We start from the raw sequence: 18,711 nt of genomic DNA on the forward strand, positions 1-18,711 counted from the left end.
CGTCGCGGGGTCAGGTGCCCCCGGTGTGGCGCACCGGGAGCCGTACCCGGACCAGCGTGCCACCCGCGCCGGACTCGATCGCGATCTCCCCCGAGTGGCGCTCCTCGACGATGCGCCGCGAGATGTCGAGCCCGAGGCCGGTCCCCTTGCCGACCTCCTTCGTCGTGTAGAACGGCTCGAAGGCGCGGGCGGCGACCTCGGGCGTCATCCCACCGCCGGTGTCGGCGACCTCGACGACGACCCAGCCGGGCGCGTCCGCGTCGGGTCGGGCCGAGACCGTGAGGACGCCGTTCCCGCCCATCGCGTCGACCGCGTTGTCGACGAGGTTGGTCCACACTTGGTTGAGCTCGCCGGCCATCGCCTCGACCGCCGGGAGGTCGGGGGCGTAGTGGCGCTCGACCCGCACCCCAGTGCCGAGCTTGTGCGCGAGCATGACGAGCGTGCTGTCCAGGCCCTCGACGAGGTCGGCGACCTGCAGCGAGGCACGGTCCATCTGCGAGTAGGACTTCACGGCGGCGACGAGCGTGGAGATCCGCTCTGTCGCCTCCTTGACCTCCCCGAGCAGCGCGTCCATGAGCACCGACGCCGCGACCCACTCGACCGCCGGCGAGAGCGAGGCCTCGGGCACGGCCCTCGCGAGGTCCTCGCACCACGCGAGGTCGGCGCCGGCGGCCGCGAGGGCGGGGGCGAGGTCCCAGCCGCGCTCGACGCCGTGGTCGCCGAGCCAGTCGCCGAGCTCGTCCTCCCGGTCGGCGAGCGCGAGCCCGGTGAGCCCGCCCGCCTGGCCGCCGGCGCTGATCCGCCGCCGGAGGGCGTCGACCTCGGTGAACTGGTCGGCGCTGATGCCGCCCCGAGCCAGCCGGGCGAGCGTCTCGAGGCGCCGGTCGGACGTCTCGCGGAGGGCGTCGACCGCCCGCACGGCCGCGGCGGCGGGGTTGTTCAGCTCGTGCGCCAGGCCCGCCGAGAGGGTCCCGAGCGCGACGAGCGCCTCGCGCTGCCGCGCGGTCGACTCGATCCGGCGGACCGTGTTGACGAGGCCGTCGATGAAGTGCAGCCCGAAGGGGAACCACTGCTGCGACAGGCGCCGCAGCTCGGCCGACGGCAGCCGCAGCACCCGGCTGGGGGCCTCGGCCCGGGCGGTCGCGAGGTAGTTGCCGTGCTCGTCCCAGGCGGCGAACCCCCCGGCCCACTGGCCGGGGTTGGCCATCATCCCCATCGTCGTGTCCTCGTTCCCGACCCGGCGGGAGAGGGCGACCGCCCCGTCGAGGAGCACCCACCACGTGTCGGCCGGGGCGCCCTCGTGGAACAGCTCCTCACCCGGGGTGGCGTGGTGCTCGTCGGCGGCCGCGAGGAGGTCGTCGAGCTGGGCGTCGCTGAGCCCGTCGAAGAGCGGCAGGGCCCGGAGCTCGGTGCGGTCCACGGCGGTCGTCCTCAGACCGTCGCGAGGTAGCGGTGGACGAGGTGGACGGCCATCCCGCCCTCTCCGACGGCCGAGGCGACCCGCTTCATCGAGTCGAGGCGGACGTCGCCGGCGGCGAAGACGCCCGGCACGCTCGTCTCCAGCGCGAACGGTGGGCGGGTGAGCGGCCAGTGGTGGGCGCGGTCGGGGAGCGCGAGGTCGGGCCCGGTGACGACGAAGCCCTTGGAGTCGCGGACGACCTCCTCGCCGAGCCAGTCGGTGCGGGGGGCGGCGCCGATGAAGACGAACAGCCACGAGGTCTCGGCCTCGCACCGCTCACCGGTGTCACGGTCGACGAGGGTGACGCCCTCGAGGTGGCCGTCGCCGTGCGCCGCCGCGACCTCGCTGCGGAAGCGGACCTCGACGTTCGCGGCCGCCCGGATCCGCTCGACGAGGTACTCCGACATCGAGTCCTCGAGCCGGGCCCCCCGCACGACCATGACGACCCGCTCGGCGACCGCGGCGAAGTTGAGGACGGCCTGCCCCGCGGAGTTCGCGGCCCCGACGACGTAGACGGTCTCGCCCGCCGTCTGGGCGGCGTCGCTCGCGGAGGACCCGTAGTAGACCCCTCGCGACCCCAGCTCCTCGAGACCCTCGGCCTCCAGTCGCCGGTACGCGACACCGGTCGCGACGAGGACCGCCCGGCTCTCGACCTCGCCGCCGTCGGCGAACCGCACGGCGTGGACCGGTCCGCGGTGCTCGAGCGCCACGACCTCCCGCGCGAGCACCGACTCGGCCCCGAACCGCGAGGCCTGGGCGACGGCGCGGCGCGTGAGGTCGGCCCCCGACACTCCCTTGGGGAACCCGAGGTAGTTCTCGATGGCGGCGCTCTGGCCGGCCTGCCCGCCGGGGGCGTCGCGCTCGACGACGACGGTGCGCAGCCCCTCGGAGGCCGCGTAGACGGCCGCCGCCAGACCGGCCGGGCCGCTGCCGACGATGCACAGGTCGTAGAGCGGCTGGACCGCGCGGGTGGACAGGCCGACCGCCTCGGCGAGCTCGAGCGTCGTCGGGCTGCGCAGGGTCTCGCCCTCGGGCACGAGGACGAGGGGGAGGTCGGCCGGCGCGGCCCCGGCGAGCTCGACGAGCCGGGTGGCCTCCTCGTCGCGCTCGACGTCGAGCCAGCGGTACGGCACGTGGTTGCGCGCGAGGAACGTCCTCACCTCGTGGCCCCGGTCGGACCACTGGTGACCGACGACGCGGACGACCGACTCGGCCTCCGGGTGGTCCCGGGCCCAGTCGTCGAGGAGGTCGTCGACGACGGGGTAGAGCTGGCTCTCGGGCGGCGCCCAGGGCTTGACCATGTAGTGGTCGAGCCCGATCTCGTTGATGGCGCGGATCGCGACCTCGGTGTCGGCGTACGCGGTGAGGAGGAGCAGCCGCGTGTCGGGCGTGACCTCGCGGACCCGCGCCATCACCTCGATGCCGGTCATGCCGGGCATCCGCTGGTCGCAGACGACGAGGGCGACCGGCCGGTCGCGCAGGACGAGCTCGGCGAGGACGTCGAGCGCCTCGGTGCCCGACGTCGCCCGGACGATCCGGTGCGTCTCGCCGTACCGCGCCCGCAGGTCGCGGACAATCGCCCGCACGACCTGCGGGTCGTCGTCGACGGCGAGGATCGTGGCGCGGGGCACCGGGGGTCCTCCCTCCGTCACGGATCGTGGTCCGCGCTCACCCTAGGACGGGGCGGGGCGCACGGGAAGGGATCCGGGACCCCCCTCGCGCGCATGCCCGTGGTGGTGGACGATGGGCTGGGCGAGGAGGTGCGGTGATGGACGAGTCGTTCGCTGCTTACCTCGAGCGGCTGCAGAGGCAGCGCGCCGAGCTCGGCGAGGCGATGGCGGCGCTCGACGCCGCGCTCGCCCTGCCGGTCGGGCTCGGGCCGACGTGGCGCCGGCGGGTCCGGGCGGCGCTCACCGAGCTCTCCCACGACCTGCGCGACCACGTCGAGCTGACCGAGGGCGAGGGCGGCCTCTACGACGACATCCGGCGCTCGGCACCGCGGCTGGGGCACAAGGTCGACCAGCAGCTCGAGGACCACCGCGTCGTCCTCGCCGAGGTCGAGCGGCTGCTCGGCGAGCGCGACGAGGGGCTCGAGGGCGAAGCGGTCGCCGCCCACCGCGAGGCGGCGACCAGGCTCGTCGGGCTGCTCGTCCGGCACCGCCAGCGCGGGTCCGACCTCGTGTGGGAGGCCTACGACCTCGACCTCGGTGGGTCGGGCTGAGCGGTCCCGGCCTCGAACCGGTGCCACTCGCCCTCCGAGACCACCTCCACGTCCCCGTCGACGACGGTGATGGCGGTCTGCTCGTCGATGACGTACGCAGGGTTCCCGAGCCCGGCCGCCCAGCGCTCGGCGTGGGCGAGGGTGTTGGTCGGGAACAGGTCGAGGTGCGGGAAGATCGAGAAGTCGACGACGCCGAGCCCGCGGTCGTCCTCGGCCCCCTGCCACTCGACGAAGTACTCGCCGACGCGGGGCGTCATCACCATGCTCCCCGCGCTGACGCCGACCCAGACGGTGTCGCCGAGCCCGGGCAGCAGGTCGGCCAGCCCGGACTCGCGCATCCAGTGGGCCAGGTAGGTCGCGTCGCCGCCGTCGACGAGGAGGACGTCGGCCGCCTCGACCCACGGGACCCAGCGGTCCCGCCCGACGGAGGGGAGGGCGGTGAGCTCGAGGACGCCGAGCGACGCCCAGCCCAGGCCGGTGAGGTGGCGCCAGTCGGGCTCGGCCGCGACGAGCCCCCGCACGGACGGCGGGCCGCACATCGGGTGTCCCCACTGCGCCGTCGGGACGACGAGGGCGTGGCTCTCGGCGACGGGCCTGCCGAGGAGCCGCGCGAGGGCGGCGTGGATGGACGGGTTCGTGACACCACCGGACGTCAGCAGGAGCCTCACCCGCGCCATCCTGCCCGGACGTGCTGACGAGGGGGTCAGAAGTACCAGGGGAAGGGCGACCAGTCGGGGTCGCGCTTCTCGAGGAACTGGTCGCGCCCCTCGACGGCCTCGTCGGTCATGTAGGCGAGCCGGGTGGCCTCGCCGGCGAAGACCTGCTGGCCCATGAGCCCGTCGTCGACGAGGTTGAACGCGAACTTCAGCATCCGCTGCGCCTGGGGGCTCTTGCCCATGACCTCGCGGGCGACCTCCAGCGCCGTGGACTCGAGGTCGGCATGGTCCGCGACGAGGTTGACCGCGCCCATCCGGTGCATGTCCTCCGCCGAGTAGGTGCGCCCGAGGAAGAAGATCTCGCGGGCGAACTTCTGCCCCACCATCCTCGCGAGGTAGGCGCTGCCGTAGCCGCCGTCGAACGAGCCGACGTCGGCATCGGTCTGCTTGAAGGCCGCGTGCTCGCGGCTGGCGATGGTGAGGTCGCAGACGACGTGCAGGCTGTGCCCCCCGCCGGCCGCCCAGCCGTTGACGACCGCGACGACGACCTTCGGCATCGTCCGGATCAGCCGCTGGACCTCGAGGATGTGCAGCCGCCCGCCCTCCGCCTTGACGCGCCGCTCGTCGACCGTGTCGGCCGTCGCGCCCTCGGCGTACTGGTACCCCGAGCGCCCGCGGATCCGCTGGTCCCCACCCGTGCAGAACGCCCACTTGCCCGCGGAGCCGGTCCCCTCGGGTCCGGGGCCGTTGCCGGTGAGGAGGACGACGCCGACGTCGGGAGTGCGGCGCGCGTGGTCGAGGACCCGGTACAGCTCGTCGACGGTGTGCGGCCGGAACGCGTTGAGCACCTCGGGCCGGTCGAACGCGACCCGCACCGCGCCGAGGTCGACGGCCCGGTGGTACGTGATGTCGGTGAGGTCCTCGAAGCCGGGGACCTCCTGCCACGCCTCGGGGTCGAAGGTCCCGCTCACTGCGTCGATCGCACTCACGGGCGCAAGGGTATTCCCCGGAGTCGTGTGCTCAGGTGGCTGCCCCGGCGACCACCTGAGCCCACGGGCCGGGAGGTCACGGGTGTGCTGGCGGGAGCGCCTAGCGTGGGGCCATGGTCCCGCTGGCCCCGTCGACCCCGCCCGTGCCCCCGGTCGGAGAGCTGCTCGACGCGCTGCGCGTCGTCGCCGTCCCGATGCGGGTGCGCTTCCGCGGGGTGACGACGCGCGAGGTGGCGCTCGTCGAGGGCCCCCGCGGCTGGGGCGAGTTCGGCCCGTTCCCCGAGTACGCGCCGGAGGAGGCCGCTCGCTGGCTCGCGTCGGCGGTCGAGTCCGCGTGGGGGGAGTGGCCGCAGCCGCTGAGGGCGACCGTGCCCGTCAACGCCACCGTGCCGGCCGTCGCACCCGAGCTGGTCGCCGGGGTGCTCGCCCGGTTCCCCGGCTGCACGACGGCCAAGGTCAAGGTCGCGGAGCCGGGCCAGTCCCTCGCGGAGGACGTCGCGCGGGTGGCCGAGGTGCGCGCGGTCATGGGGCCGGCGGCGCGGGTGCGTGTCGACGCCAACGGGGCCTGGTCGGTGGGCGACGCCGTGGAGGCCCTCCGGCGCCTCGCCACCAGCGACCTCGAGTACGCCGAGCAGCCGTGCGCCACCGTCGAGGACCTGCGGGAACTGCGGATGGCGTTGGCCCGCAAGGGGATCGACGTCCCGATCGCCGCCGACGAGTCGATCCGTCGCGCCGAGGACCCCATGCTCGTCCGCGACCTCGAGGCGGCCGACCTCGTCGTCGTCAAGGTGGCACCGCTCGGCGGGGTGGCTGCGGCGCTCTCCGTCGTCGAGGCCTGCGGGCTGCCCGCTGTCGTGTCGTCGGCGCTCGAGACGAGCATCGGCATCGCGGCAGGGGTCGCCCTCGCGGCCGCACTGCCGTCCCTCGACCACGCCTGCGGGCTCGGGACCGTCGCCCTCCTCGACGGTGACGTGGCGGCGCCCTCCCTCGTCCCGGTCGAAGGGGCGCTGCCGGTGGGCCGGGTGGCCCCCGACCCCGCGCTCCTCGACCGCTGGGCCGCAGCGCCCGAGCGGGTCGAGTGGTGGCGGGACCGGGCCGCCGCCTGCCACGCTCTTCTCGTCGGCCGAGGGAAGGAGTGCCCGTGAGCAGCGTGCGGTGGGCCTGGATCTTCCTCGACACCCCGAGCGCCGACGCCGCGACCTCGTGGCGGTTCTGGGCGCAGGCGACGGCCACGTCCCTCGCCCCGGTGCGCGGTGAGGACGGCGAGTTCTCGACGCTGCTCCCCGCCCGCGGCCGGGCCTGGGTGAAGGTCCAGGCCGTCGGGGAGCCGGGCGCCGGGGTGCACCTCGACCTCGACGTCGACGACGTCGGTGCGGAGGCCGCGCGGGCGGAGGCGCTCGGCGCGGTGCGGGTGGGCGCCATCGGGGACACCGTCGTCATCCTCCGGTCGCCGGGAGGGTTCACCTTCTGCCTCACGACGTGGGACGGCGACGACACCGGCGGGCCGGTCCGCGAAGGGCTGCCCGTGGCCCTCGACCAGGTCTGCCTCGACGTGCCGCGCGCCGCCTGGGACGCCGAGGTCCGCTTCTGGGAGGCGCTCACCGGGTGGGAGCTGCGCGACTCCGACGAACCCGGGTTCGCCTACCTCGTGCGGCCACCGGACCTCGCCGTGCGCCTGCTCCTCCAGCGCCTCGACGAGGACGACGGGCCGGTGCGTGGGCACGTCGACCTCGCCTGCGCCGACCGGGGCGCCGAGACCGCACGCCACGTCTCCCTCGGGGCGCGCGTCGTGCGCGAGCACCGCTACTGGACGGTCATGGCCGACCCCGTCGGGCGGGTCTACTGCCTCACGAGCCGAAGCCCCCAGCCGCCGCCCGGCCCCTGACGCGTGACAGCCGAGGGCTGGCCCCGAGGCGTACCGATCTGCGGACGCCCGGACCGTCCTCAGGTGTCGAGCGGGAGGCCCAGCAGGGCGTTCTCGACGACCTCGGCGAGCGCCGGGTGGATCCAGTACTGGCCGCGGGCGACCTCGAGCGCGTCCTGCCCGAACGTCGCCGCCTGCACGAGCGGCTGGATGACGGTCGAGGCGTGGGGGCCGAGGACGTGGGCGGCGAGGACGCGTCCCGACGGGTCGGCGTGCACCGTGAGGATGCCGGTCGTGTCCTCGAGCGCCCAGCCGTACGCCACGTCGCCGTAGGACTGGGTCTTCGTGACGTACGGCGTTCCCGCGGCGTCGAGCTCAGCGCAGGTGGGGCCGAACGAGGCGACCTGCGGGTGCCCGAACACGGCGTGGGGGATGGGCCGGTCGTCGAGGCGGCGGGGCTCGCCCTCGAGGCGGCCGAGGTCGACGGCGAGGTTGTGCGCGACGACCCGCGCCTCGTGGTTCGCGACGTGCTTGAGCTGGTGGGGTGAGCAGACGTCACCGAGGGCCCAGACGCCTTGTGCCGTGGTCCGGAGCTGGTCGTCGACGACGAGCAGCCCGTCCTCGGTGACGTCGAGGCCACCGGCCTGCGCGTCGAGCAGGTCGGTGTTGGGGCGTCGCCCGACGGCGAGGAGGACGACCTCGGCCTCGACGTGGGCGGGTCCGCCGGGGCCCTCGGTCTCGAGGCGCCACACGCCGAGGGAGTGGTCGGCGGCGGTGACGGTCGTGCCGAGCCGCACGTCGTACCGGTGCCGGGCGATCTCGGTGTAGCGCTGGCCGATCTCCTCCTCCTCGTGCATGAGGAGGTGGCCGCTGCGCTGGAGCTGGGTCACGTGCACCCCGAGCGCGGAGAACACGTGCGCGAGCTCGCAGGCGACGAAGCCGCCGCCGACGACGGCCATCCGGGGCGGGAGGGAGTCCAGGCGCATCACGGTGTCGGAGGTGTGGACGCCGGTCGCCGGGTCGGCGGCGCGCAGCCCGTCGAGGTCGAGCCCGTTGGGCCGGGAGCCGGCCGCGACGACGACGCGGTCGGCGGTCACCTCCTCACCGGTGTCGAGGACGAGGGCGCGGTCCCCGGTGAAGCGCGCGCGGCTGCGGTGGAGGGTGACGTGCTCCTGGCCGCGCCGGTAGTCCTCGCCCCCGCGTGAGATCGGGTCGATCCGGCCGAAGATGCGGTCCCGGATGGCCGGCCAGTCGACACGAGGGCGGTCGAACGTGACGCCGAGGCGGTGCGCGTCGTGGGCCTCGACCACCCGGTCCGCCGGCACGACGAACATCTTCGTGGGGATGCACCCGACGTTGAGGCAGGTCCCGCCGAAGGTCCCCTTCTCGACGATGGCGACGTCGAGGCCCGCGAGCTCGGGCGTCAGCAGCGAGTTCCCCGAGCCGCTGCCGATGATGACGAGGTCGTGGTGCGGCATGGCGTCGAGCGTAGGCGTGTCGTCCACAGGCGGGGCGTCGGGGCGGGCTTCTCCACAGGAACCCCTGCGAGGTGGACGGGGGCGGGCCCGCTCGGGTGAGGTGGACGCGTGGCCGGGTGGTGGCCGACGAGGGGGTGGTCGACAGGGGGTGGACGAGGTGGCCGGAGCGGGGCCTCGCGAGCCGGGTGAGGAGGCCCTGCGCCTGCTGGCGACGACGTTGCGCTCGGTCGCGGCCGGGGTCGACGTGCGGCGCGCGGCCCTCGGTCCGGCGGCGCTGGAGTGGTGGGCCGGGCCGGCGGCCGACCGCGCCCGGGCCGAGGTCGCCGAGCGCAGCGCGGGGCTGGCCCGGGTCGCCGACGACCTGCGGGAGGCGGCGGCGGAGGCCGAGCACCTCGCGGCACGGGTGCGGGCCGCATCGGGACAGGGGTCCGGTCAGGGGGCGGGTTCGTGACGCGGGGTGTGGTCGAGGGGGTGCCCACGGCTGAGGGTGCGCCGGTCGTCGAGGGGGTGCCGCCGTGAGGGTGACCGTGCGCTCCGAGGCGCTGGCGGCGGCGGCCCGCGTCGTCGAACGGGTGGCCGACGCCGTCCGGGGCGACGCCGCGACGGTGGCCGGTGCCCTGGCCCGCGCGGGCTCGCCCGTCGCGTGGCGCGGTGGGGTCCTGGTGCTCGACCCGTCGACGTGGGGGTCGTGGGCCCGGGTCGAGACGAGGGTGCTTGCCGTCGCCGGGCCCACCGGGCTGTGGGGGCACGCGCTCGCCCTCGACACGCTCGCCGGCGGGCTGCGCTCCGCCGCGCGGGCCTACGAGGAGGTCGAGGGCGGCGTGGCGGCGGTGCTCACCGGGGTGTCCGGCGCTGCCGACGCGGCCTCGCGGTACGGCTGGTTCGTCGACGGTGCCGGGGCACCATCGGTGCGGGCCGTACCGCCGACCGCGACGTGGTCCCGCGTCGGGTCGGCCGCAGACCTCCTCGCGGCCGGTGACGGGCTCGACGGCGGGCGCGTGCGCGTCATCGAGACGGCCGCCCTCGGCGGCGGGTCCGCCTGGGTCGTCGTCGTGCCCGGGACGCAGGAGTGGTCGGGGCGTGCCGGGTCCAACCCGTTCGACCTCACCACCGACGTGCGGGCCGTCACCGGTGCGGCCACCGTGGCGGCGGCCGGGGTCGATGCCGCGCTCGTCCTCGCCCGGTCGGGGTCGGCGCGCTCGCGCCCGGACGACCCCGTGCTCCTCGTGGGGCACAGTCAGGGCGGCATCCTCGCGGCGGCGCTTGCCGGCGACGCCGGGTTCGCCCGCCGCCACCGGGTCACCCACGTCGTGACCTCGGGGGCGCCGGTCGGGCTGTTCCCCGTGCCGCCCTCCGTGCGGGTGCTGTCGGTCCAGCACGCCGACGACCCGGTGCACCGGCTCGACCTCACCCCCAACCCGGCCGGCGCGTCGTGGGTGACCGTCGAGGCGCCGCCGTCGGGGCGTGCGCCGCTCGACCCGCGGCGGCACGCCCTCGAGGCCCACGTCCGCACCCTGCGGGCCGTCGAGGAGGCCCCTCGCGGAACGCTTCCGCAGGTCGAGGACTGGCGGGCGGGCGCCGGCTCGTTCGTCGGGGTGGCCGTGCTCTCGGTGTCGGAGATCGTCGTCGAACGTCCGGGGCCGGCGGCGCCGGGAGCCCGCCTTCCGGTTGACAGGCCTCCTTAGACTCCGACACACGTGTCCTCGGGGAGGTTGGCCATGGTCCGGAACCGACGTCAGGGAAGGACGGCGGTCCTCGCGGCCCTCGTCCTCGCGCCGTTCGTCGCCCTGTCGCCCGTGGTCGGGGCGACCGCTCCCGGGGTCACGACTGCCGCCGCGACGGCGCTCGCACCCCCCACGCTGGCCACGGCGACGGTCGCGAGCGGGCTCGTCGTCCCGTGGGACGTCGGCTTCCTGCCCGACGGGTCCATGGTCGTCACCGAGCGACCCGGACTGATCCGGGTGTACGCCAGCGGGTCCCCCGGCGCCGCGCTCCTGCGGACCGTCGAGGTTCCCGGCGTGCGTGCCCAAGGGGAGTCCGGCCTCCTCGGCCTCGCCGTCGACGTCGACTTCGCGAGCAACCGCTCGGTGTACGTGTGCGCCTCCCGCGACACCACCGGCACGAACGGGTGGAAGAACCATGTCCTGCGCTACACGGTGGCCACCTCGGGAGAGTGGTCCGCGCCGACCGTGGTCGTCGCCGACATGGCCGCGGCGTCGACGCACAACGGCTGCGCCCTCGAGATGGACCCCTCCGGCCACCTCTGGGTCGGGATGGGGGACGCGGCGAACGCCTCGCTGGCGCAGAACCGGTCGAGCCTGAACGGCAAGGTCCTGCGCGTCACCCGCACCGGCGCGGTGCCCGCGACGAACCCCGTCATCGGCGGCGTCCGTGACGAGGTCTGGTCGATGGGGCACCGCAACCCGCAGGGGCTCGCCTTCCGGCCGGGGACGACCGAGCTGCTGGAGGTCGAGCACGGGCCGAGCGTCAACGACGAGGTCAACCGCATCGTGCCCGGCGGCAACTACGGCTGGCCGTGCTACACCGGTGACGGACAACCGAACTCGACGTCCGGGTGCCAGGCCGCGTCGGGGTACCTCGCGCCCCTGTGGGCCTCCGGGAGCTCGACGCTCGCGACGTCCGGCGCCGCCATCGCGCGTGGGTCGCAGTGGGCCGACTTCGTGGGGAACCTCTTCGTCCCGACGCTCAAGGAGTCCGACCTGCGCCGGTTCGTCGTGGGCGCCGGACCCTCGCTCAGCGCGCCTGTGACGCACTTCAACGGCACGTGGGGGCGGCTGCGCGCCGCGACGGTCGGCCCCGGCGGCCAGCTCTACCTCACGACCTCGAACGGCAGCAACGACCGCGTCATCCGCGTGTCGCCCTCGACCCCCGTCGTCACACGGGCGAGCGGCGCCGACCGCTACGCCACCGCTGCGGCCGTCAGCGCCGCCGCGTACCCGGGTGGCGCGACCGACGTCCTCGTCGCGACCGGAGCCGACTTCCCGGACGCCCTCGCCGGCGGTGCGGCGGCCGGACGGCTCGGGATGCCGGTGCTCCTCACGGCGCGGACGTCGCTGCCGGCGAGCAGCCGCGCCGAGCTGGACCGGCTGAACCCGCAGCGGATCGTCGTCGTCGGCGGCACGGGCGTCGTGGACGCCTCGGTGCTCGCAGCCCTCCAGCCGTACGCCTCCTCCGGCCAGGTGACCAGGGTCGCCGGGTCCGACCGGTACGCGACCGCAGCCGCGGTCAGCAGGCGCTGGTACTCGCCCGGGGTGTCCTCCGTCTTCGTGGCGACCGGCGCCGACTTCGCCGACGCGCTGGCGGGCACGCCCGCCGCGGCCCTGCGGGACGCACCGCTCCTCCTCGTGACGCGCGACGGCATCCCGCCCGCCACCGCCGCCGAGCTCCAGCGGCTCGACCCGCGGGCCGTCCACGTGCTCGGCGGGACCGGCGCGGTCTCGTCCGCCGTCGCCTCGGCGCTCGACGGCTACACGACGGGGCCGGTGGTCCGGCTCGCCGGCGCCGACCGGTACGCGACGGGCCAGGCAGTGGGCCGGGCGTTCTTCACGACGGCCGACGCATGGGTCGCCTCCGGGGCGACCTTCCCGGACGCCCTCACCGGCGGGGCCGCGGCGGGTGCGCTGCGGGCCTCGCTCGTCATGGCCGCCCCGACGTCGGTGCCGCTGACCTCGGGCCAGGAGCTCCTCCGCCTGTCGCCCGACCGCGTCACGCTCGTCGGTGGTGCCGGGGCGCTCTCCGACGAGGTCGCCGCGGCCACGCGACGGCTCGTCGCGACGCCCTGACCGCGCCGCCGGTGGTCCGGGGACCGGACTGGCAGAATCGCGCCTCGTGACGCCGTCCTCCGCCCTCGCGTCCGTGCTCGTCGACGAGCTCGTGCGGGGCGGCGTGCGCGACGTCGTCCTCAGCCCCGGCTCGCGGTCGGCCCCCCTCGCCCACGCCCTCCTCGATGCCGAGCGCGCCGGGCGGCTGCGCCTGCACGTCCGCGTCGACGAGCGCTCTGCCGGCTTCCTCGCCCTCGGTCTCGCGAAGGGGTCGGGGCGCCCCGTCCCGGTCGTCACCACCTCGGGCACTGCGGTCGCGAACCTCCACCCGGCGGTCCTCGAGGCCCACCACGCCGCGGTGCCGCTCGTCGTCCTCAGCGCCGACCGCCCGCACGAGCTGCGGGGGACCGGCGCCAACCAGACGACGCAGCAGCCGGGCATCTTCGGCCCCGCGGTCCGCTGGTCCTTCGACCTGCCCGCCCCGGTGGCGCGCCCCGGCCTCGGACCGTTCTGGCGGAGCACCGTGTGCCGCGCGCTCGCCGCGGCCACCGGCGCCACCGGCCCGCAGCCGGGCCCGGTCCACCTCGACGTCTGTTTCCGCGAGCCGCTCGTCCCCGACCTCGACCCGTCGGCCGCGCCGCCCTGGCCGGACTCCCTCGACGGCCGCCCGGACGGTGGGCCCTGGGTCCGGGTCGCGCCGCGGCCCGAGTCCGTGGCCGCGCCGATCGACGAGGTCGCCCGCACCCTCGTGGTCATCGGGTCGACGGGCGACCCGCGCGTCGCCCTCGATGCCGTGGCGTGGGCGCGTGAGCGCGGTCACCCGGTCGTGGCCGAGCCCTTCGGCCCCGCAGCGGTCCGCGAGGAGGCCGTGCCGCACGGCCCGCTCCTCCTCACCGCCACCGCCTGGCTCGACGCACACGCCCCCGACCGCGTCCTCGTCGTCGGACGGGTCACCCTGTCCCGCGCGGTCGGGGCGCTGCTCCGGCGGCCCGGTCTGCGCGTCGAGGTGGTGTCGGAAGGTGGTGCCTGGCCCGACCCGTCGCACGTCGTCGGCGTCGTCCACGGTCCTGACGCGCTGCGCGTCGGCGGCGGACCCGCCGAGGAGTCCGCGCACGACTGGGTGGGGATCTGGGGGGAGGCCGGGGAAGCACTCGCGGCCGCCGTTGCGGCACACCCTCATCCGTGGCCGACAGGGCTCGCGGTGGCCGAGGCGGTGTCGGCGAAGCTCCCCGACGGGGCGGTGCTCGTCGTCGGGTCGTCGAACCCGGTGCGCGACCTCGACCTCGGCGTCGCCCGCAGCGTCGCGGAGGAGGTCGTCGCCAACCGCGGCCTCGCCGGCATCGACGGGCTCGTCTCCACGGCCGTCGGCGTCGCCCTGGCCCGCCCCGGCACACCCACCTACGCGCTCCTCGGCGACCTGACCTTCCTCCACGACACGAACGGGCTCCTCCTCGGCCCGGACGAGCCGCGCCCCGACCTCACCGTCGTCGTGGTCAACGACGACGGCGGCGGCATCTTCACCACCCTGGAGCCCGGCGCCCCCGAGCGGTCCGACGGCTTCGAGCGGGTCTTCGGCACCCCGACCGGCACCGACCTCGCGGCCCTCTGCGCGGCCCACGACGTCGTCCACACCCGCGCGACCACGGCCGAGGAGCTCGCCACCGAGGTCGCCCGCGTCCCGAGCGGCCTCCGGGTCGTCGAGGTCGTCGTCGACCGGGCCACCCACCGGCAGGCGCACGCCGACCTGCGCGCCCTCGCCGCTCGCGCCCTCGGCCGCTGACCCCGCCGTCCGGCGGACGACCGGACCGCCGCACCCGCGCCCCGCGCCGAGTCGAGTCGAGTGGTCACGACGCGCTGATGTTCGAGCCCGGGCATCAGCGTGTCGCGGCCACTCGACCGGGGGGCTGGACGAAAGCGAGGGAGGGCGGGGGCGGATTCGGCCGGAGGACGCCGGGTTGCGAGAATGCCCGGGTGACCGTGACCCCCGAGCGCACCGCTCCGGAGCCCCCCACCCGCACCGACGTCCTCGTCGTCGGTGCCGGCCCCGCCGGATCGGCGGCCGCGGCGTGGGCGGCCCGCTCCGGCCGTGACGTCGTCCTCGCCGACGCGGCGACCTTCCCGCGCGACAAGACGTGCGGCGACGGCCTGACACCGCGCGCCATCGACGAGCTCGACCGGCTCGGCCTCGGCGACTGGGTCCGTGAGCACACCGTCAACCAGGGCCTGCGGGCCCACGGCTTCGGCCAGACCCTCCACCTGCCGTGGCCGGGCGGCACCCTGCCCGACCACGGGTCGGCCGTCGCGCGCACCGAGCTCGACGACCGCATCCGCACCACGGCCCTCGACGACGGCGCGACCGGCGTCGAGGGCGCCAAGGCCGTCGACGCGACGGTCGAGGGTGGACGGGTCCGCAGCGTCACCTTCAGGCGCGGCACCGAGACCTTCGACATCGCCTGCGAACGGCTCGTCGTCGCCGACGGCGTCCGCTCCGGCCTCGGCAAGGTGCTCGGCCGCGAGTGGCACCAGGACACCGTCTACGCCGTCGCCGGCCGCTGCTACGTCGACTCCGACCGCGCCGACGACCCGTGGATCAGCAGCCACCTCGAGCTGCGCGCCGACACCGGCGAGGCGCTCCCGGGCTACGGCTGGATCTTCCCCCTCGGCGGCGGGCAGGTGAACGTCGGCGTCGGCACCCTCGCGACGACGAAGCGCCCGGCCGACGTCGCGATCAAGCCCCTCATGCGGCACTACACCGACGAGCGCCGCGCCGACTTCGGCCTCAGCGGCGAGCAGCGGCTGCCGACGAGCGCGCTGCTCCCGATGGGCGGCGCCGTGAGCAACGTCGCCGGCTCCAACTGGGCGCTCGTCGGCGACGCCGCCGCCTGCGTCAACCCGCTCAACGGCGAGGGCATCGACTACGGCCTCGAGACCGGGCGCCTGCTCGTCGACCACCTCGACGACGACCTCGCCACCGTCTGGCCGGCCCTGCTGCGCGACCACTACGGCGAGGCCTTCTCCATCGCCCGGCGCCTCGCCGGCGTCTTCACGACCCCGAGGGTGCTCAGCGCCCTGGGGCCGGTCGGCATGCGCAGCGACTGGCTGATGACGCTCGCGCTGCGCTGGATGGGCAACCTCGTCACCGACGAGGACCGCGACCGCTCGGCCCGCGTGTGGCGCTGGGCCGGCCGCCGCTCGGTGGCCGTCGACGCCCGCCCGCCCTTCACCTGACCTCCTCGGCTCGTGTGCTCAGGTGGCTGCGCGGGCGACCACGTGGGCACACGACCCGAGGATGAGGTGGGTCAGGGAGCGGGGGAGGTCGCGGTGAGGGCGTCGCGCATCGGCACGAACTTCGCCGACGACTCCGCCACCTCGGCCTCCGGGTCGGACCCGGCGACGATGCCGCAGCCCGCGTAGAGCCGGATGCGCGACGGGTCGTCGGCCGACACGGCGCCGCAGCGCAGCGCGATGCCCCACTCGCCGTCACCCGTGGCGTCGATCCACCCGACCGGGCCGGCGTAGCGGCCCCGGTCCATGTGCTCGAGCTCGGCGATGACGGCGTCGGCGTCGGCGGTCGGGGTGCCGCACACGGCGGCCGAGGGGTGCAGCGAGGACGCCAGGGTCAGCGAGGACGCGTCGTCGACGAGGACCCCCGCCACGTCGGTCGCGAGGTGCATGACGTTGGACAGGTGGAGGACGAACGGCGCCTCGGGCACGTTCATCGACGAGCAGTGGGGGGCCAGGGCCTCGGCGACCGACCGCACGGCGTACTCGTGCTCCTCGAGGTCCTTCGAGGACCGGGCCAGCGAGGCCGCGAGGGCGAGGTCGTGCTCGTCGTCGCCGGTGCGCCGGATCGTCCCGGCGAGCACCCGCGAGGTGACGAGGCCCTTCTCGCGCCGCACGAGCAGCTCGGGGGTGGCCCCCACGAGCCCGTCGACGGCGAAGACCCACGTCGTGTCGTACTGCTCCGCGAGTCGGTGCAGCAGCCAGCGGACGTCGAGGGAGGACGACGCCGTCACCTCGAGGTCGCGCGCGAGCACCACCTTGTCGAGGGAGCCGTCGGTGATCCGCGAGACGGCCTCCGCCACGGCACCCGCCCACTCGGCGGGCGACAGGGCGCCGTCGGCGAACGCGACGTCGCGCGGCGCGGACGGCGCCGGCTGCACCCGCACCTCGGGGACGCGCGGCACGGCGGCCACGGACGGCGCCGACTCGACCCCCACCGTCGTCAGCCAGGCGAGACCGCCGCGCTTGCCGACGACGACCTGGGGCACGACGAGCGTCCCCCCGGCGGGCGACCCGGCCGCGTACGAGACCGACCCGAAGGCCACCGGTCCCGTGCCGGGGCGGTCGACCTCGTCGCGGACCACGGCGGTGCCGACGAGCGTGGACCACCAGTGCTCGAGCTCGGCCATCCGCTCCGGCCCGGAGGCCGTGTGCGAGGCGGCGCGACCCCATCCGACGAGGCCCTCACCGCGACGCACCCACGACACGACGTCGCGCGCGTCGCGCGCGGGCACGAGCGACAGGAGGGCGTCGCCGAGCTCCGGGGGGAGCGGGACGGTTCGGGACACGAGAGGCGCGGCGGCCGCCCCGATCGCGTCGGTCGACCGCTCGCCCGCGGGCAGCGAGGTCATCACGCAGGAGGATACGGCGCGCACCCCGGAGTCCCGGCATCGCCTCACGGAACCCTCGCCCTCCGGCCGCGTGTGCTCACCCGGCGGCCCAGGCGACCGCCTGGGCGCACGCGCGCACCCTGGACGAGCCGCGTGTGCTCACCCGGCTGCCCAGGTGACCGCCTGGGCACACGCGAGGCCCTGAACGAGCCGCGTGTGCTCACCCGGCTGCCCGGGCGACCGCCGGGGCACACGCGAGCACCCTGGACGGGGAGGTGGGCCGTCAGGTGGGCGCCGGCGCAGTGGGAGGATGACGCGCATGAGCCGTGCCTCCCTCGACAAGGACCCCCGCGACGTCGCCGCGATGTTCGACGACGTCGCGAGCAAGTACGACGTGACGAACGACGTGCTGAGCCTGGGGCAGGACCGGCTGTGGCGTCGCGCCGTCGTCGCCGCCTGCGAGGCGCGGCCCGGCCAGACCGTCCTCGACATCGCCGCGGGCACCGGCACGAGCAGCGAGCCCTTCGCCGACGACGGCGTCGACGTCGTCCCCGCCGACTTCTCGCTCGGGATGCTGCGGGTGGGCCACCGCCGCCGCTCGGACCTCGGGTTCACCGCCGCCGACGCGATGAACCTGCCCTTCGCCGACGAGAGCTTCGACGTCGTGACGATGAGCTTCGGGCTGCGCAACGTCGCCGACCCGGACGCCGCGCTGCGCGAGTTCCTCCGCGTCACCAAGCCGGGTGGACGCCTCGTCGTGTGCGAGTTCAGCAGCCCGACGAACGCCGCGTTCCGCACGGTCTACAGCCGCTACCTCATGCGCGCCCTGCCCGCGGTCGCGCGCAGGGTGAGCAGCAACCCGGAGAGCTACGTCTACCTCGCCGAGTCGATCCGGGCGTGGCCCGACCAGCGCGCCCTCGCGCACCGCGTGCAGGCCGCGGGCTGGGAGGACGTGCAGTGGCGCGACCTCTCCGGCGGCATCGTCGCCCTCCACCGCGCGACGAAGCGCTGACCTCGCAGGCTTCGACGAGGTAAGGCCCCCCTCAGTGCGTCCGGCATTTCGGGAGTCGTAGAGTTGCGCCGATCGTGAAGACATTCACAAGCACCCTCGAGGCCTCAGTGACGACCGCACACCGCGCCCTCCGGCGCCCCGCTCCCGGGAGGACCACCTCCCCGGGTGTGCCGTACGTCACTCCCCCTAGGATGGCCGGGACGCCGCACCTCGACCCGTCCGCCCCGCCCCGGACGCACCCGAGCACCGAAAGGGGAGTTGTCGCCCGATGAACAACCCCTACGTCCCGCTGCTGATCCTGCTGGCCCTCGGTTTCGGCTTCGCCCTGCTCTCGGTGGGCACGAGCCTCGTCGTCGGCCCGAAGCGCTACAACCGCGCGAAGCTCGAGGCCTACGAGTGCGGGATCCAGCCCACGCCGCGCGCCGCGGGTGGTGGCCGCGTGCCGATCAAGTACTTCCTCACGGCGATGCTCTTCATCATCTTCGACATCGAGGCCGTGTTCCTGTACCCCTTCGCGGTGGCCTTCGACCAGCTGGGGCTGTTCGCCCTCGTCGAGATGGTCCTGTTCATCCTCACCGTGTTCGTCGCCTACGCCTACGTGTGGAAGCGCGGGGGGCTGGAGTGGGACTGAGCACCG

Annotated in this window: 16 protein-coding genes; 10 read left to right on the forward strand and 6 right to left on the reverse strand. The window is 75.4% G+C overall.

Annotation, left to right across the window (positions count from 1 at the left end):
* Positions 1 to 10: 10 nt before the first annotated feature.
* Positions 11 to 1,420: a sensor histidine kinase gene (locus ACK8HX_RS11940; RefSeq protein WP_411940918.1), complete on the reverse strand. Its 1,410-nt coding sequence runs from the start codon at positions 1,418 to 1,420 to the stop codon at positions 11 to 13.
* Between the two features lie 11 nt (positions 1,421 to 1,431).
* Positions 1,432 to 3,090, reverse strand: a complete 1,659-nt coding sequence (locus ACK8HX_RS11945; RefSeq protein ID WP_411940919.1) for an NAD(P)/FAD-dependent oxidoreductase — start codon at positions 3,088 to 3,090, stop codon at positions 1,432 to 1,434.
* 137 nt (positions 3,091 to 3,227) lie between these two features.
* Between ACK8HX_RS11945 and ACK8HX_RS11950 the strand changes: the two genes are divergently transcribed.
* Positions 3,228 to 3,680 (forward strand): hypothetical protein, encoded by a 453-nt coding sequence (locus tag ACK8HX_RS11950; RefSeq protein WP_411940920.1) that lies wholly within the window; start codon positions 3,228 to 3,230, stop codon positions 3,678 to 3,680.
* Here ACK8HX_RS11950 and ACK8HX_RS11955 read toward each other — a convergent pair.
* Positions 3,650 to 4,348 (reverse strand): Type 1 glutamine amidotransferase-like domain-containing protein, encoded by a 699-nt coding sequence (locus tag ACK8HX_RS11955; protein WP_411940921.1) that lies wholly within the window; start codon positions 4,346 to 4,348, stop codon positions 3,650 to 3,652. The two genes, ACK8HX_RS11950 and ACK8HX_RS11955, sit on opposite strands and share 31 nt — an antisense overlap.
* A 35-nt stretch (positions 4,349 to 4,383) precedes the next feature.
* Positions 4,384 to 5,325, reverse strand: a complete 942-nt coding sequence (locus tag ACK8HX_RS11960) for a 1,4-dihydroxy-2-naphthoyl-CoA synthase (protein WP_411940922.1) — start codon at positions 5,323 to 5,325, stop codon at positions 4,384 to 4,386.
* Between the two features lie 113 nt (positions 5,326 to 5,438).
* Between ACK8HX_RS11960 and ACK8HX_RS11965 the strand changes: the two genes are divergently transcribed.
* Both ACK8HX_RS11965 and ACK8HX_RS11970 read left to right on the forward strand, forming a co-directional pair.
* Complete coding sequence (locus tag ACK8HX_RS11965) at positions 5,439 to 6,470, forward strand: o-succinylbenzoate synthase (protein ID WP_411940923.1); 1,032 nt, start codon at positions 5,439 to 5,441, stop codon at positions 6,468 to 6,470.
* Positions 6,467 to 7,210 carry a VOC family protein gene (locus ACK8HX_RS11970; RefSeq protein WP_411940924.1) on the forward strand — a complete coding sequence of 248 codons (744 nt, stop codon included), beginning with the start codon at positions 6,467 to 6,469 and terminating at the stop codon, positions 7,208 to 7,210. The genes ACK8HX_RS11965 and ACK8HX_RS11970 overlap by 4 nt, the downstream gene beginning before the upstream one ends.
* A gap of 59 nt (positions 7,211 to 7,269) precedes the next feature.
* Here the strand turns inward: ACK8HX_RS11970 and ACK8HX_RS11975 are convergent, their stop codons facing one another.
* The gene (locus ACK8HX_RS11975; protein WP_411940925.1) at positions 7,270 to 8,667 is read right to left on the reverse strand and encodes a mycothione reductase; all 1,398 of its coding nucleotides are present in this window, start codon (positions 8,665 to 8,667) and stop codon (positions 7,270 to 7,272) included.
* 148 nt (positions 8,668 to 8,815) lie between these two features.
* On the opposite strand from ACK8HX_RS11975, the gene ACK8HX_RS11980 reads away from it, so the two are divergent.
* From ACK8HX_RS11980 to ACK8HX_RS12000, 5 genes are all read left to right on the forward strand, one after another.
* The gene (locus ACK8HX_RS11980; protein WP_411940926.1) at positions 8,816 to 9,118 is read left to right on the forward strand and encodes a hypothetical protein; all 303 of its coding nucleotides are present in this window, start codon (positions 8,816 to 8,818) and stop codon (positions 9,116 to 9,118) included.
* Positions 9,119 to 9,182: 64 nt separating this feature from the next.
* Positions 9,183 to 10,352: a hypothetical protein gene (locus ACK8HX_RS11985; RefSeq protein WP_411940927.1), complete on the forward strand. Its 1,170-nt coding sequence runs from the start codon at positions 9,183 to 9,185 to the stop codon at positions 10,350 to 10,352.
* Between the two features lie 33 nt (positions 10,353 to 10,385).
* Entirely contained in the window at positions 10,386 to 12,470 is a 2,085-nt protein-coding gene (locus ACK8HX_RS11990; RefSeq protein WP_411940928.1) for a PQQ-dependent sugar dehydrogenase, read from the forward strand.
* A 46-nt stretch (positions 12,471 to 12,516) separates the two neighbouring features.
* Complete coding sequence (gene menD / locus ACK8HX_RS11995; RefSeq protein ID WP_411940929.1) at positions 12,517 to 14,229, forward strand: 2-succinyl-5-enolpyruvyl-6-hydroxy-3-cyclohexene-1-carboxylic-acid synthase; 1,713 nt, start codon at positions 12,517 to 12,519, stop codon at positions 14,227 to 14,229.
* A 191-nt stretch (positions 14,230 to 14,420) separates the two neighbouring features.
* Positions 14,421 to 15,677 carry a geranylgeranyl reductase family protein gene (locus ACK8HX_RS12000; protein ID WP_411940930.1) on the forward strand — a complete coding sequence of 419 codons (1,257 nt, stop codon included), beginning with the start codon at positions 14,421 to 14,423 and terminating at the stop codon, positions 15,675 to 15,677.
* A gap of 71 nt (positions 15,678 to 15,748) precedes the next feature.
* Here the strand turns inward: ACK8HX_RS12000 and ACK8HX_RS12005 are convergent, their stop codons facing one another.
* Positions 15,749 to 17,083 (reverse strand): isochorismate synthase, encoded by a 1,335-nt coding sequence (locus ACK8HX_RS12005; RefSeq protein WP_411940931.1) that lies wholly within the window; start codon positions 17,081 to 17,083, stop codon positions 15,749 to 15,751.
* Between the two features lie 298 nt (positions 17,084 to 17,381).
* Between ACK8HX_RS12005 and ACK8HX_RS12010 the strand changes: the two genes are divergently transcribed.
* Both ACK8HX_RS12010 and ACK8HX_RS12015 read left to right on the forward strand, forming a co-directional pair.
* Complete coding sequence (locus tag ACK8HX_RS12010) at positions 17,382 to 18,074, forward strand: demethylmenaquinone methyltransferase (RefSeq protein WP_411940932.1); 693 nt, start codon at positions 17,382 to 17,384, stop codon at positions 18,072 to 18,074.
* Between the two features lie 268 nt (positions 18,075 to 18,342).
* On the forward strand, positions 18,343 to 18,705 hold the full coding sequence (locus ACK8HX_RS12015) for an NADH-quinone oxidoreductase subunit A (protein WP_411940933.1): 363 nt from the start codon (positions 18,343 to 18,345) through the stop codon (positions 18,703 to 18,705).
* The last annotated feature ends 6 nt before the right edge of the window (positions 18,706 to 18,711 follow it).

The organism is Oryzobacter faecalis (assembly GCF_046764005.1).
GTDB classification, from domain to species: Bacteria; Actinomycetota; Actinomycetes; order Actinomycetales; family Dermatophilaceae; genus Oryzobacter; species Oryzobacter faecalis.